Origin of the sequence: Ruminococcus sp. 1001136sp1 (assembly GCF_039841815.1) — a bacterium.
Classification (GTDB): domain Bacteria; phylum Bacillota; class Clostridia; order Lachnospirales; family Lachnospiraceae; genus Blautia_A; species Blautia_A faecis.
Genome location: NZ_JBDPGY010000011.1, coordinates 23,779 through 38,299 on the forward strand (window position 1 = coordinate 23,779; position 14,521 = coordinate 38,299).

At 45.7% G+C, this 14,521-nt stretch carries 12 protein-coding genes, 3 tRNA genes and 1 pseudogene; 11 read left to right on the top strand and 5 right to left on the bottom strand.

Annotated features, from left to right (window positions below):
• The first annotated feature begins 3 nt into the window (after positions 1-3).
• Both ABHC48_RS11310 and ABHC48_RS11315 read left to right on the top strand, forming a co-directional pair.
• Positions 4-216 (top strand): hypothetical protein, encoded by a 213-nt coding sequence (locus tag ABHC48_RS11310; RefSeq protein ID WP_227201010.1) that lies wholly within the window; start codon positions 4-6, stop codon positions 214-216.
• Positions 217-316: 100 nt separating this feature from the next.
• A complete protein-coding gene (locus ABHC48_RS11315) occupies positions 317-1,399 on the top strand; it encodes a nitronate monooxygenase family protein (RefSeq protein ID WP_330663623.1) in 1,083 nt (360 codons plus the stop codon).
• 111 nt (positions 1,400-1,510) lie between these two features.
• On the opposite strand, the gene ABHC48_RS11320 is transcribed toward ABHC48_RS11315, so the two are convergent.
• Complete coding sequence (locus ABHC48_RS11320; protein WP_347505528.1) at positions 1,511-2,785, bottom strand: peptidoglycan-binding protein; 1,275 nt, start codon at positions 2,783-2,785, stop codon at positions 1,511-1,513.
• Positions 2,786-2,943: 158 nt separating this feature from the next.
• Between ABHC48_RS11320 and ABHC48_RS11325 the strand changes: the two genes are divergently transcribed.
• Positions 2,944-4,086, top strand: a complete 1,143-nt coding sequence (locus ABHC48_RS11325) for a ComEC/Rec2 family competence protein (RefSeq protein ID WP_347505530.1) — start codon at positions 2,944-2,946, stop codon at positions 4,084-4,086.
• Positions 4,087-4,113: 27 nt separating this feature from the next.
• Here ABHC48_RS11325 and ABHC48_RS11330 read toward each other — a convergent pair.
• Positions 4,114-4,254, bottom strand: a pseudogene (locus ABHC48_RS11330) (DUF6783 domain-containing protein); the annotation flags it as partial.
• Here ABHC48_RS11330 and ABHC48_RS11335 point away from each other — a divergent pair.
• Both ABHC48_RS11335 and ABHC48_RS11340 read left to right on the top strand, forming a co-directional pair.
• Positions 4,192-4,338: a DUF6783 domain-containing protein gene (locus ABHC48_RS11335; RefSeq protein ID WP_334292318.1), complete on the top strand. Its 147-nt coding sequence runs from the start codon at positions 4,192-4,194 to the stop codon at positions 4,336-4,338. The pseudogene ABHC48_RS11330 and the gene ABHC48_RS11335 sit on opposite strands and share 63 nt — an antisense overlap.
• Before the next feature lie 98 nt (positions 4,339-4,436).
• A complete protein-coding gene (locus ABHC48_RS11340) occupies positions 4,437-6,368 on the top strand; it encodes a hypothetical protein (protein WP_173772588.1) in 1,932 nt (643 codons plus the stop codon).
• Between the two features lie 82 nt (positions 6,369-6,450).
• Here ABHC48_RS11340 and ABHC48_RS11345 read toward each other — a convergent pair.
• The 3 genes from ABHC48_RS11345 to ABHC48_RS11355 form a co-directional block, all read right to left on the bottom strand.
• Positions 6,451-6,535, bottom strand: a tRNA-Leu gene (locus ABHC48_RS11345).
• A 70-nt stretch (positions 6,536-6,605) separates the two neighbouring features.
• Positions 6,606-6,690: transfer RNA gene (locus ABHC48_RS11350), tRNA-Leu, on the bottom strand.
• Positions 6,691-6,756: 66 nt separating this feature from the next.
• Positions 6,757-6,841: transfer RNA gene (locus ABHC48_RS11355), tRNA-Leu, on the bottom strand.
• 211 nt (positions 6,842-7,052) lie between these two features.
• On the opposite strand from ABHC48_RS11355, the gene ABHC48_RS11360 reads away from it, so the two are divergent.
• The 6 genes from ABHC48_RS11360 to ABHC48_RS11385 all read left to right on the top strand — a co-directional run bounded on the left by ABHC48_RS11360 (position 7,053) and on the right by ABHC48_RS11385 (position 14,514).
• Positions 7,053-8,063, top strand: coding sequence for a deoxyguanosinetriphosphate triphosphohydrolase (locus ABHC48_RS11360; RefSeq protein WP_148462392.1), 1,011 nt, complete (start codon positions 7,053-7,055; stop codon positions 8,061-8,063).
• 100 nt (positions 8,064-8,163) lie between these two features.
• Complete coding sequence (gene dnaG, locus ABHC48_RS11365) at positions 8,164-9,957, top strand: DNA primase (protein ID WP_195992357.1); 1,794 nt, start codon at positions 8,164-8,166, stop codon at positions 9,955-9,957.
• A gap of 38 nt (positions 9,958-9,995) precedes the next feature.
• Positions 9,996-11,123: an RNA polymerase sigma factor RpoD gene (gene rpoD, locus ABHC48_RS11370; RefSeq protein ID WP_118578714.1), complete on the top strand. Its 1,128-nt coding sequence runs from the start codon at positions 9,996-9,998 to the stop codon at positions 11,121-11,123.
• A gap of 10 nt (positions 11,124-11,133) precedes the next feature.
• Entirely contained in the window at positions 11,134-11,940 is an 807-nt protein-coding gene (locus ABHC48_RS11375; RefSeq protein WP_226855714.1) for a class I SAM-dependent methyltransferase, read from the top strand.
• Positions 11,930-12,712 (top strand): Nif3-like dinuclear metal center hexameric protein, encoded by a 783-nt coding sequence (locus ABHC48_RS11380; RefSeq protein ID WP_226855713.1) that lies wholly within the window; start codon positions 11,930-11,932, stop codon positions 12,710-12,712. The genes ABHC48_RS11375 and ABHC48_RS11380 overlap by 11 nt, the downstream gene beginning before the upstream one ends.
• A gap of 137 nt (positions 12,713-12,849) precedes the next feature.
• Positions 12,850-14,514 carry a nucleoside kinase gene (locus ABHC48_RS11385; protein WP_347505533.1) on the top strand — a complete coding sequence of 555 codons (1,665 nt, stop codon included), beginning with the start codon at positions 12,850-12,852 and terminating at the stop codon, positions 14,512-14,514.
• The last annotated feature ends 7 nt before the right edge of the window (positions 14,515-14,521 follow it).

The window sequence follows — 14,521 nt, forward strand, 5'->3', positions numbered from 1 at the left end:
GCTATGTGTATCAAACGGATATGCATAGCCTTTTTTGATGCAGCAGACGATTCTGCAGCAAATTCCTATTACCCCCAAAAAAAGCTTTTCCAGGCAGTGAGAGGAAATAACGGAAATGCAGATGAGGGGGATGGTCTGCTGCAGGCGGCAAATCCTGCAAGGGGATTCCTTTTTATAGGGAAAACTTCCGAATATGTAGTAATAAAAACTACATAATAAAGTGTCGAATAAAAGTAAAACTTGACATAAAAACAATAATGCTTTATACTAAAATAGTTTTAAAATCAAACTAAATTAAAGCATGGAGGATATTGTTTTGGATAGAGAATACAAAAGCAGTTTGAGATGTTTGAAAATTGGAGATAAGGTGGCAGAACTTCCTATTATTCAAGGGGGAATGGGCGTGGGAGTGAGCCGTAGCTCCCTGGCTGGCGCAGTGGCAGCAGAAGGAGGAGTGGGAGTTATTTCCACAGCTCAGATCGGATATGATGAGGCTGGCTTTGAGAAAGACCAGGCGGGGTGCAATCTGAAGGCAATAAGAAAGCATATATGGAAGGCAAGGGAGATTGCCAAGGGAAAAGGGCTGGTCGGTGTTAATATTATGGTAGCGCTGAAACATTATAAAGAGCATGTAAAGGAAGCTGTGGAATGTGGTGCAGATGTAATCATCAGTGGCGCAGGACTTCCTATGAATCTACCAGAGTTGGTACCGGAATTTTGCAGAACAAAGATTGCGCCTATTGTTTCTTCAAAAAGGGCAGCAAACCTGATTCTGAAAATGTGGGCACATCGATATAACCGGACTGCAGACCTGATCGTAGTGGAAGGACCGGAGGCAGGAGGGCACCTGGGATTTTCCAGGGATCAGCTGGCTCACAGGGATGAGATGGATTTCGACCAGGAAATCCGGGATATTATTGCATGTAAAAAGGAATATGAGGAAAAGTTTGGCCGGGAAATTCCAGTGGTAGTTGCTGGCGGAATTTTTGACCGGAAAGATATTGATCATGTTATGGCGCTTGGGGCAGATGGTGTGCAGATCGCAAGCCGGTTTGTGGCGACCAAGGAATGCGATGCCGATGAAAGGTATAAACAGGCGTATGTAAATGCAAAGAAAGAGGATATGCAGATTATCCAGAGCCCTGTAGGAATGCCTGGAAGGGCGCTTTGTAATCCTTTTATGAAACTGGTAGAGAATGGACGGATTCCAGTAAAGAAGTGCTATAACTGCCTGGAAAAATGTAATCCAGGACAGGTTCCGTACTGCATTACCAAGGCATTGATCGATGCGGTGGAGGGAGATGTAGAGAATGGATTGATGTTCTGTGGGGCAAATGTTGGAAGGATTGACAAAATTACTTCAGTGCATGAATTGATGCGGGAATTGGCAGAAGGCTGATGGTTAGCCGGTTCCTATATGGTGATGTTGCTGACAAACGGCATGTCCGTTTAGATTATAAGGTTTAGATTAGAATTTTATGGCGGGAGAGAAAATCCCGCCATATTATGTTTATTGTAATTCTGCAATCCGGGTGACGCCTACGTAAATTTCCTGAATTTTGTACCAGGTGGCATAATCTACGATTCCGGTTTCCGGGAGACCGAAAATATTCTGGAATTTGCGGACAGAGGCCTGAGTCTGGGCACCATAGATTCCGTCCGGATTTACTTTTGGAAGAGCAGGGTAGGCCTGGCTGATGGCATTTAGCTGTTCCTGAAGCTGGAGTACTTTGCTGCCGGAAGCACCGATATCCAGGTCATATCCTGGCCAGGAGGAAGGAATTCCGGAGATTTCTTCTGCCACATTGATATACATATCGTTTCCGTAGAAATACCGCAGGATTTCAATGGCAGAATATCCCTGATCCCCAAGTCGCTTGCTTCCCCACTGTGTCATCCATCCTCTGTCCCGGCACTGCACCCGCTCTCCGTCGCAGTACTGGGTAAGAATTGGCTGACGGACGTTAGGACGGGATAGATAATTCTCGAAAAGTTCGTCTACAATGCGGTCGATGGAGTCAAAGATGTTTCGTCCGCGGATCCATTTGTGGTCGTAGGCGGTGGAGGAGGTGATGGTGTAGTCTTTCCCTTTATTGCGGTACCACTCCGTGTATACCCGGTTTAGGGTAAAGGACATAATTGCCAGGATGTTGGCGCGGATAGTGTCGTCAGGCCAGGTGGCATAGATTTCGCTGCTTGCTACATTTTTGATATAGTCGCGGTAGCGGACATAATAATTAGAGGCGGAGTTATCACCTACAGGCCCATCGTGCACTACAATGTATTCCGGAATTACGACCTTGCTTAGAACAATTTCGCCAGTTTCGTGTACTGGTTTAATTTCAGATTCCTGTATTTTTGGTGGATATTCATAGAAAAGTGTATGGGGAGGAATGACAATTCTGTTTTCCGAAACAGTGTCTTGCCTGGGATTCAGAAGGACAGGCTGTTTGGCCAGAACCGCAGGCAAGACTTCTGTGCCTGCGATTTCCTCCTGGTGAAAATCCTCGGCTTTGATCTGCATGGAATATTCTGCATAAGGCTGCGCCTCCTCGGAAGCATTCAGGCTGTATTCCAGAGGAGGCGTTTTTAATTGAAGGACAGGGGTGTTGCCGGAAGAATCCGTGCGGACTTCTTCAATGACACTGTTTGGATCACCTGTATAAGAAATACGGACCAGTGCATTTTCCACAGGGCGGTTGTCTGTTTTTGAATGGACCGTTATCTGTAAGGTACCCTGGTCTACATTTTCCTGCTGTGCACATAAGGTTTTTCTGTAATACATGGACGACCTCATAAAATGCTCTTCCAGGTATTATATGCTAAAAATGCAATTGTGAAAACATAATTCAGGGATGTTTGTGGGGATGAGAATATATTATAATAGTAAAGAGGCAGCAGGACAGCGGTGCCTACGGTGAAAAAAACGAAAGAAGGAATAAAATGAAACACTTAAGAAAACAAATTGCAGGCTATCTTTTAACGCTTATTCTGCTTATGGCAGGATTCGTATTCCCTGGAAGCGGGGAAAAGGTTCTGGCATCTGGCGGCAGCATGACTGTGCATTTCCTGGATGTGGGACAGGGATTATCCATTCTGGTGCAGTCAGAGGGACAGAATCTGCTGTATGATGGTGGTCCAAGAAGCGCGTCCAGCTATGTGGTGTCCTATTTGCAGGAGCAGAATGTGTCAGAAATTGATTATCTGATTTCATCCCATTACGATGAGGATCATGTGAGCGGACTGATTGGCTGTCTGAATGCATTTCAGGTGGACAATGTGATTGGAGCAGATTATATCCATGATTCTTCCCTTTATGGCTCTTTTATGGATGCAGTGGCAGCACATGGGCTTGAAGTACAGCATCCGGCAGTGGGGGCGGAGTATACATTTGGCTCGGGAGAATTTACAATTCTTTCTCCAAAGGAAATCAGCAAAGAGAGTAATGCTAATTCAGTGGCAATTAAGCTGACGAATGGAGAAAACAGTTTCGTTTTTACCGGGGATGCAGATTTTAACTGTGAGGCAGATATGGTGAATTCCGGGCTTGATCTGAGCTGCGACGTGTTAAGTGTGGGCCATCATGGATCTGCTACATCCACAAGCTGGGATTTTCTTCAGGCTGCAGTTCCGGAATTTGCAGTGATCAGCTGCGGCGCAGGAAATATGTATGGTCATCCGCATGCGGATACCATGGAAAAACTGTCAGATATGGGAATTCAGGTATATCGCTCTGATGAACAGGGAACCATTGTAGCTTCTTCGGATGGAAGTGCTATTACCTGGAGTGCAGATCCTTGCAATGATTATACTTCAGGTGATGGAGAAACAGCTGGGCAAAGTGAAGGGGAGAATGGATTTACAGCTGAAGATAATAGCGGAACTGATGCAGCTGCAGCATCAGAAAAGTCAGAACAGATTGCTGCAGCAGATGACAGTCAGGAGGAAATGGTATGGATATCTGCTACAGGAAGTAAATATCACAGTATTCCTGACTGTGGAAATATGAATCCGGATAAGGCATATCAGGAGCCAGTCTCACAGGCTGAGGCTCAAGGATATGAAGCTTGTAAGAAGTGCTTTTGATTATATATATTTAACCGAAATTTTCCATTATATTTCGGAATATCCCTTTTTTATTTGGGGAAATTCTGGTATACTAGAGCGTGTTTGAAAAAGGCTTTCTGCAAGATGTGCGTCACAATTTGTGGGAGATTTTGCCCGAATGAGGGCGCCGTAGCGGGCTACGGCAACCGAATTCGGGCAAAATCTCCCGCAAAGTGGGGCGTGCAGATTGCGGGAATGATTTTTCAAACAGGCTCTAAAGTGTATGCTTAGTAGAACGTACGGAATATAAAATATAATAACTGTGTAGTTTTCGGACCGTAATCCGTGAGGGCTCCGGCAGTTATAAATAAATTGGTGGTGTAAAATTAGTGAGTGAACAGAAAAGAGTAATTTATACAAAGGAGGAACTGGCTGCGAAGGTAAAGGTTCCGGCTATCGTGGAGCAGGATCTGAAGCGCATTATCAGTGATCGCCTGGAACAATGCGGTCTGTATTACAGATGCTTTTCCAGAATCAAGACAGCTTCTTCTATGGCTCATAAATTTGCTCTGAAAGATTATGGCGCGGAGAATAAGAAACTGCAGGACCTGGTAGGTGTCCGTATTAACCTGTATTTTGATGATGATGTAGAAATCTGCCAGAATATTGTGGAAAATACCTTTGATGTGATTGGCTGGTCCACTTCGGAAAGAAGCGAGGAGGAGTTCAAACCTACGAAATTAAACGGCGTGTGCCGTCTTCCGGAATATTTGCGATCAGAAATTTCAACAGAGACCTGGGATATGTATATTGATGATACCTTCGAGATTCAGATTAAGACCATGTTTTTCGAGGGCTGGCATGAGATCGAGCACGATATGCGCTATAAAGGAGAGGAACTGTGGAAGAATTACAAGGGCTTTTCCAGATACTTTAACAGTATTCTGGCAACTTTGGAGCTTTGTGATAAATCCATGGTTACCCTGTTTGAGGATCTGGGACATTCCCTTTATAAATCAGGCAGATGGAGTGATATGATCAAGAGCCATTTCCGCCTGAAACTGGGAGAGGGACAGCTTTATCCTGAGGTGGCGAAGCTTCTGGATGAGGATTGTGACCAGCAGGTGGAGAACCTGGCCAAGCGTATTTATAAGACCAGCAAGCAGACACTGGTAGACCAGCTGCTTCACCGCAGCCGCAAGGTACCGATCAATGTAAATACGATCATTGCCCTGTTAAACGACAGTCAGTTCCACGACAGTCGTCTGACAGCTATTTTTAAGGAACGTGATGTTTATAATGATGGTCGCGAGGAGAGCCTCGGAGAATCCTGGCATTATGAGATGAAGCCTCTTATCCGCCACAACGTGTTCCAGATGTGCACACAGGTGGATGGAAGCCGTCTGAAGGAAGAGAAACCGGCATCTGCTGCAGAGATTTTCCAGCAGGCAGCAGATGCGATATATGGCTGGATCGTGGGAAAATATGGCGGTCTGTTTAAGGAAATGCCACAGAAGACCAGTACTTATCATGCTGACATTCTGGCTTATCATGTAGCTGTGAATTATGATCCGGACAATCATCGGCTGAATATGCATGTAAGACATATGGATATGGAAGTGGGCGGCAGAATCTGGTATTCAGAAGCCGGACTTGAAGTGTCGCGTCAGGATGAAGTGATTCTGAAGGTTTGCAATGGATATGCACAGCCGGAGAGAGAACACACCATCCAGGACCCGGGAGTAACTTTCTTCAGTTATCCTGGATATTATAAGACGATTGTTGACAATATCGGAATTGTAAATGGAATCGAATGTTCTAACAGAAGACGTATTTTGCGAGAGGATATGTTTGGGAATCTTATTGCAGCGTTGAAAGATTCAGGACGTTTATTCCCTGTTGTTGTGATCGTCTCAAGAGAAACTGCAGACGGAATGATGGATGAGGATTGGCTGGGCCAGTTCCGTGTATCTGATTTTACAAGGACTGTATGGCGATATTCTCATGTATTTACGGCGCATGAGTCTGTTGGAAAGAAATTTCTGAAACTTGCAGGAATTGATATTCGCCAGATTGATGATATCCCAAGGCTTTATATTTTCTGGCCGGGCGGAGATGTGGACGACTATGGTCCGGAGGATGTAACCAACTGTAGCTTTGGCCGTCACCTTGAGGCAAGAGGCGATGCCCGCACCTATGATATTGTGCGTGGGGGACAGGCGTTCTATCATAAGATCGTTACAGATTTAAGAGAATGGAATATTTCTGCTGATATGTGGGAAGGATTTAAGCTGGAGACAGTGACAGAACTTCCGAAATAGAATGATAAAAGTACACCGGTAATAAAAAGGCCTGCAAAACGGATGGTTTGCAGGTCTTTAATGTTTCTTAAGCAATAAAAAATGCGGAAGATGGGACTTGAACCCACACAAGCGCAATGCTTACAAGATCCTTAGTCTTGCTCGTCTGCCAGTTCCGACACTTCCGCATATCGCATTTCACAGAGATAAAAATCTCTACGCGATCAGATATTAAATTGTAACTACTTACGTAGTACATGCGGAAGATGGGACTTGAACCCACACAAGCGCAATGCTTACAAGATCCTTAGTCTTGCTCGTCTGCCAGTTCCGACACTTCCGCATATCGCATTCATAGAGGAAAAACCTCTGCGCGATAAAATATGAAATTGTGACTATTAAATAGTCATGCGGAAGATGGGACTTGAACCCACACGAGCGCAATGCTCACAAGATCCTTAGTCTTGCTCGTCTGCCAGTTCCGACACTTCCGCATATCGCGTTTCTCGGAGAAAGATTTCTTTCTCGCTGCGACGGATATTAGTATAACAAAGGGGTATATGATTGTCAACACATTTTAAAAAAAAAATTAAAAATTTTCAAGTTTTTTTTGAAAAAAAGAGGAATTTGAAATTTTGTGTAGAATATAATTAATAGGAGGAAGATTATCGGCGTACCTGTCAGTCTTTGGAGGATAGAAGATATATGAATATCAGAGAAAGCATGGAAGAAAGAGAACTGGAACTGCTGAGTCCTTATGCCGCATACAGTGGACGTTCCAGAGGAAGAGACCGGGAGGAAGAAGAGTGTGACGTCCGGACGGTTTACCAGAGAGACCGGGACAGGATCCTGCACAGCAAGGCTTTTCGCAGGATGAAAGATAAGACTCAGGTTTTTCTGGCTCCGGAAGGAGATCATTACAGGAATCGGCTGACGCACACTCTGGAGGTATCCCAGATCGCACGTACTATAGCCAAGGCACTTCGCCTGAATGAGGATCTTGTGGAAGCAATTGCACTGGGACATGACCTTGGTCACACGCCTTTCGGACATTCAGGAGAGACCGCACTTAATACCGTTCATCCTGAGGGCTTTGCCCACTACCGTCAGAGCGTCCGCGTGGTGGAAGTACTGGAGAAGAATGGAGACGGACTGAATCTTACCTGGGAGACAAGAGACGGAATCCTGAATCACCGTACCAGCGGTCATCCGTCCACTTTGGAGGGACAGGTAGTCCGCTTTTCTGATAAGATTGCCTATGTTCATCATGATATGGACGATGCCCAGAGAGCTGGGATCATTACAGAGAATGATATTTCTGCCAGTCTCAGGGAGTTTCTTGGACAGACCACAAGAGAAAGGCTGAATACCTTTGTACATGATGTGATTGAGCACAGCATTGACCAGCCTTCCATTCAGATGTCTGCTCCTGTAGAGCAGGCACTCATGGATCTTCGATCAGAGATGTTCCAGAAAGTATATCTGAATCCCATTGCGAAGCGTGAGGAATCCAAGGCAATCAAAATGCTGACAGAATTATACGCCTATTACATAGATCACCCGGAAGCAATGTCCAGGGAGTACGTTGCTCTTATTGAGAAAAAGGGAGTTCCCAAAGACCGGGCGGTATGTGACTGGCTGTCAGGAATGACGGATCAGTATTCCATGAAGAAATTCAAGGAGATTTTCATACCAAGAGCCTGGGAGGTTTATTAGAACGTGGACAAAACTCTTGCAATGAGATATAATATTTATTTACGCGAAAGATGTCGCATTTTCTTGGATATGCGGCATATCAAATCAAAGGAGGATAAGCATGCGCTATTCCGACGATATCATTGAAGAAGTGCGAATGAAAAATGATATTGTAGACGTGATATCCCAGTATGTAAGACTGACCAGAAGAGGAAGCTCCTATTTTGGTCTGTGTCCTTTTCATAATGAGAAGACCCCTTCCTTTTCCGTAACGCCGTCCAAGCAGATGTATTACTGCTTCGGCTGCGGAGCTGGAGGAAATGTATACAATTTTGTAATGCAATATGAGAATTATTCATTTGGAGAAGCACTTTCCCATCTGGCAGAGCGTGCCGGCGTGGAACTTCCCAAGATCGAATATTCCAAGGAGGCAAGGGCAAAAGCGGAGAAGCGCGCAACCTTGCTTGAAATCAATAAGAAAGCGGCTCAGTATTTTTATTACCAGCTGCGCCGTGAAGGTGGAAAAAATGCCCACGATTATCTTACAGGCAGAGGTCTCAGCGAAGAGACGATCAGGAAATTCGGTCTGGGGTATTCAGACAAGTACAGTGATGACCTGTATAAATATCTGAAATCCCAGAATTACAGTGATGAACTTCTTCGGGAATCCGGCCTTTTCAATGTGGATGAACGCCAGGGCATGTATGACAAATTCTGGAATCGTGTTATTTTTCCAATCATGGATGTCAATAACAGGGTGATTGGATTTGGCGGGCGAGTGATGGGAGACGGCAAGCCCAAGTACCTGAATTCGCCAGAGACCCGTATTTTTGACAAGAGCCGTAATCTGTACGGATTGAATATAGCCAGAACCACCAGGAAAAATTACCTGATCCTGTGCGAGGGCTACATGGATGTAATCTCCATGCACCAGGCGGGATTTACCAATGCAGTGGCTTCTCTGGGAACGGCGCTTACATCCGGACATGCCAGTTTGGTGAAGAGGTATACACAGGAAGTGCTTCTTCTTTACGATAGTGATGAAGCTGGTGTAAAAGCCGCCTTGCGAGCCATTCCCATTCTACGGGAAGCCGGCGTGAATTCCAGAGTGGTGAATTTACGGCCTCACAAGGACCCTGATGAATTTATCAAAGCAGAAGGTGCAGAGGCCTTTGAGAAAAGGCTGGAGGCAGCTACGGACAGCTTTATGTTCCGGGTAAGTATTGCTTCCGGTGATTTTCCTATGGATGAGCCACAGGGACAGAACCGGTTTTTTGAGCGGTGTGCCCAGTATCTTCTGGAACTTTCTGATGAACTGGAGCGGAATCTGTATATTGAAGCAATTGTAAAAGAATACCGCAGATATGGAATCAGTGTGGAAGACCTTCGGAAGCGTGTAAACACCCTTGCTCTGAAGGGTACGCCTGCAGAGAAGCGTATCCAGCCAAAATCCGGCGGCTCTCCAATGAGAAAAAAGGAGAGCGCGGCAGATAAATCCCAGAAGCTGATGCTTACCTGGCTGGTTACCTATCCGGCAATTTTTGATACTGTGGAGAAATATCTTTCCCCTTCAGATTTTGTAGTTCCTCTTTATAAAGAGGTGGCAGAAATGCTCTGGAAGCAGCACGAAGAGGGAGATGTGAATCCGGCCAGACTTCTGAATGCTTTTACAGACAGTGAAGAGCAGAAAGAGGTGGCCTCTCTCTTTAATGCCACGATCCACCTTGAGACAAAGGAGGAACAGCAGAGAGCATTTTCCGATGCTTTGATCCGCATTAAACAGGAGAGTCTGGCGGAGAAAAATAAAAACTGGGATCCTGCAGATATGGGGGCTTTACAGGAGCTTGTAAAGGCCAAGAAGGATCTGGAGGAGCTTGGAAGAAAAAGGCAGCAATTGCATATTTCTTTTGAATAAGGATAAAATATTAACACTATATGGAGGTTAGAGTACCTATGGAAATGAATATGGGCAAATTCAGTGAGAAACTGGTGGGACTTCTGGAGCTTGCAAAAAAGAAGAAAAACGTACTGGAATATCAGGAAATTAGTGATTATTTCAAAGACCAGCCACTGGATGCGGAACAGATGGACAAGATCTTCGATTTCCTTGAGGCAAGTGGGGTAGATGTGCTGCGTATCACAGAGAACAGTGCAGATGACCTTATGCTGGACGATGACATGGATATTGATGGTCTGGACGATGAGGAAGAAGTAGAGCTGGACAAGATCGATCTTTCTGTTCCGGAAGGTGTGAGCATTGAGGATCCGGTTCGTATGTATCTGAAAGAAATTGGTAAAGTTCCGCTTCTTTCAGCAGAAGAAGAAATCGAGCTTGCAAAGAAAATGGAACAGGGCGACGAAAATGCCAAGAAGCGTCTGGCAGAAGCCAACCTTCGTCTTGTTGTCAGCATTGCAAAGCGTTATGTAGGACGTGGAATGCTTTTTCTGGATCTGATTCAGGAAGGTAACCTTGGTCTTATCAAGGCTGTCGAAAAATTTGATTACCGAAAGGGTTACAAGTTCAGTACCTATGCTACCTGGTGGATCCGTCAGGCTATCACAAGAGCCATTGCAGACCAGGCGCGTACCATTCGTATTCCGGTTCATATGGTTGAGACGATCAACAAGCTGATCCGCGTTTCCAGACAGTTACTCCAGGAGCTTGGACGTGAACCTACTCCGGAGGAAATCGCGGAAGAGATGGACATGCCGGTTGACCGTGTACGTGAGATCCTGAAGATTTCCCAGGAGCCGGTTTCTCTGGAGACCCCTATTGGTGAAGAGGAGGACAGCCATCTTGGAGATTTCATCCAGGATGACAATGTTCCGGTTCCGGCTGATGCTGCAGCATTTACTCTTTTGAAGGAGCAGCTGGTAGAGGTTCTTGGAACTCTTACTGAGAGAGAACAGAAGGTTCTCCGTCTTCGTTTCGGACTTGATGATGGACGTGCAAGAACGCTTGAGGAAGTTGGTAAGGAGTTTAACGTTACCAGAGAGCGTATCCGTCAGATTGAGGCAAAGGCTCTTCGTAAGCTCCGTCATCCAAGCCGCAGCCGCAAGCTGAAGGATTATCTGGATTAAGGAGTGGACTATGCAGTTATCCTTACGACTGTCTGCAATCGCAGACCTGGTGACAGAAGGAAACCGGCTGGTAGATGTGGGATGCGATCATGGATATCTGCCGGTATACCTGATACAGCAGAAAAAAATTCCATCCGCCATTGCAATGGATGTGCGAAAAGGACCCCTTTCCAGGGCACAGGAACATATCCGGCAGTATGGACTGGAGGAATACATACAGACCCGGCTCTCAGACGGCCTTGAAGGCTTGAAAGCCGGAGAGGGTGACACCCTTGTGATCGCAGGTATGGGCGGTCCCCTTATGGAAAGGATTCTCACAGATGGCAGGTCTGTGAGAAATTCTTTCTCTGAGCTGATTTTACAGCCACAGTCCGACATTCCCCATTTTCGCAGATTTATCCAGTCTGAAGGCTGGGAGATCACAGAAGAGAAAATGGTGGAAGAGGATGGGAAATTTTATCCCATGATGCGGGTGGTGCCTGGGGAAAATGTTCACAGCAGTTTGAAACTTAACGTGGATTCTTTCCAAAAAAATACGTCTGTGAAAGCTTCTTCTGAGAACCTACATGCTGATGAATGGGCAGAAATGCCGGAAAATCCAGCTGCTTACACCTTGGAGGAAGCCTTTGGCAAATATCTTCTTCAGGAAAAGAACCAGGTGCTTTACCATTATCTTCAGCGGGAATCCCGGATCCGCTCCCAGATTCTGGACCAATTGGAAACGGCACCGAAGGCAGAGGCAGTTACTGCCCGCATTTTGGAAGTAAAGGAGGAGGCGCAGCTGATCGCTGCTGCGCTGGCAGAATATGAAGGTTAAAGAACTGACAGAATGGCTGGGAGGAAATTTTCCGGCAGCAGTTGCAGAGGACTGGGATAATGTGGGACTTCTTACAGGAGATGACGAGAGTGAGGTAAAACATGTCTTTCTTGCCCTTGATCTTATCGAAGCGGTGTTAGACGAGGCTATCCAGGCTGGCGCTGACATGATCGTTACCCATCATCCTATGATCTTTTCCGGTATTAAGAAGATTAACAATCATAGCTTTACAGGACGGAAGATTATCAGTCTGGTGCGCCATGGAATATCTTATTATGCAATGCACACCAACTATGATATTCTGGGAATGGCAGATTTAAGTGCTGGATATCTGGAACTGTCAGATACGAAGGTACTTTGTGCTACCGGGGAAAAAGACGGGGAGCCCATTGGCTTTGGACGTGTGGGAAATCTGCCTTGTGAGATGACTTTAAAGGAGTACGCCCTTCTTGTAAAAAAGAACCTGAAGCTTTCAGATGTGAAAGTGTACGGAAATCTGGAACAGACTGTGAAAACGGCTGCCGTATGTACCGGCTCTGGTAAAAGCATGATCCAGGATGTGCTTGCAGCCGGGGCGGATGTATATGTGACAGGTGATATTGACCACCATACCGGAATTGACACCGTAGCCCAGGGGCTTGCAATCATTGACGCAGGTCATTACGGTACGGAATATATTTTTATGGAAGATATGAAGGAAAGACTGGCAAAAGCGTTTCCGGAGCTTACAGTCAGCTGCGCAAAGGTGAGAAGCCCGTATACTATATTATAAAGGGGAGACTTGTTGTGGATGGGCGAGATGATGTCCGCCCGGAGATAAAATGAGTTGTCAGAATAATGTTGTTTGGTTTTGGTAAATGTGATTTATGTTTAGCCTAATTGGTCTTTCGGATCAGAAAAGGAGATTTTATGGATCATGCAGTGAAACTTACAATCAATGGGGAAACCAGAGAGTTTCCCATGGGAATTACCTATAAAGAAGTTGTAAAAGCGTACGAAAAGACCAGCCCGGCCCCTGTTATTCTTGTAATTGCAGGAGGCAAGATCTGTGAGCTTCATAAAAAAGCAGAACGGGACGGTGAAGTCCGGCTGGTCACCACAAAAGACAGCATTGGAAATAAAACCTATAAGCGAACTGCATGTCTGGTGCTTTTAAAGGCAATTTACGATCTTGCAGGCAAAGAAAAAGTAGATAAAGTGGTGCTTCATTATTCTGTAGGAAGCGGTTTTTACTTTACCATGGAAGGAGAACAGAAGCTGGATCAGGCATTTCTTGACCAGGTAAAGAAGCGGATGACAGAGCTGGTGGAGCAGAAAATCCCGGTGAAGAAACGAAGTGTAGGAACGGATGAAGCGATTGCACTTTTTCATCATCACAGAATGTATGATAAAGAGAAGCTGTTCCGCTATCGCAGGGTTTCCAGGGTGAATATTTACAGCATAGAGAATTTTGAGGACTATTATTATGGGGCAATGGCTTACGATACCGGCTATGTGCCATATTTTGACCTGAAGCTGTATGATGAAGGCTTTGTGCTGATTCTGCCGGAGGCTAAGACTCCGGATGTGCTTCCGGAATTCCAGCCCCAGGAGAAAATCTTCCAGGTGCAGAAGGATTCTGAAGAGTGGGGCAGAAAGCTGGAAATCTCCACAGTAGGTGAGCTGAATGACCAGATCGTTTCCCAGGGGATACAGAAGATCCTTCTTATGCAGGAGGCCATCCAGGAGTCTGGAATTGCCAGAATTGCAGAGCAGATCGTGGAGGCTGGAAACAAGAAGTTCGTTATGATCGCCGGTCCGTCCTCCTCTGGCAAGACTACCTTTTCCCACAGGCTTTCCATTCAGCTGGCGGCACATGGAATGAAGCCACATCCCATTGCTGTTGACAATTATTTTGTAAACAGAGAGCATACCCCGCTGGATGAATTCGGGGAAAAGGATTACGAGTGTCTGGAAGCCATTGATGTGGAGCAGTTCAACAAAGATATGCTGGCACTTCTTAATGGAGAGAGAATAGAACTTCCGGTGTTCAACTTCAAGACCGGGCAGAGAGAATATAAAGGCGATTTTCTCCAGCTAGGGAAGGAAGACATCCTTGTTATTGAGGGAATCCACGGCCTGAACGACAAATTAAGCTACGCGCTTCCGAAGGAGAGTAAGTTCAAAATCTATATCAGTGCCCTCACCCAGCTGAACATTGATGAACACAACCGGATTCCTACCACGGACGGCAGATTGATCCGCAGAATCGTCCGGGATGCAAGAACCAGAGGAACCTCAGCCAGCGAGACCATTGCAAGATGGCCCTCTGTAAGACGCGGCGAGGAGAAAAATATTTTTCCATACCAGGAAGAAGCGGATGTTATGTTTAACTCGGCACTGATCTATGAACTGGCATGTCTGAAGGTATACGCAGAGCCTCTTCTCTTCGGAATTTCCAAAGAGGAGCCGGAATATCTGGAGGCAAACAGGCTGCTGAAATTTTTTGATTATTTTGTAGCTGTGCCAAGCGAGGAAGTGCCTAATAATTCCCTGTTAAGAGAATTTATAGGGGGAAGCTGTTTTAACACCTGATGATGCA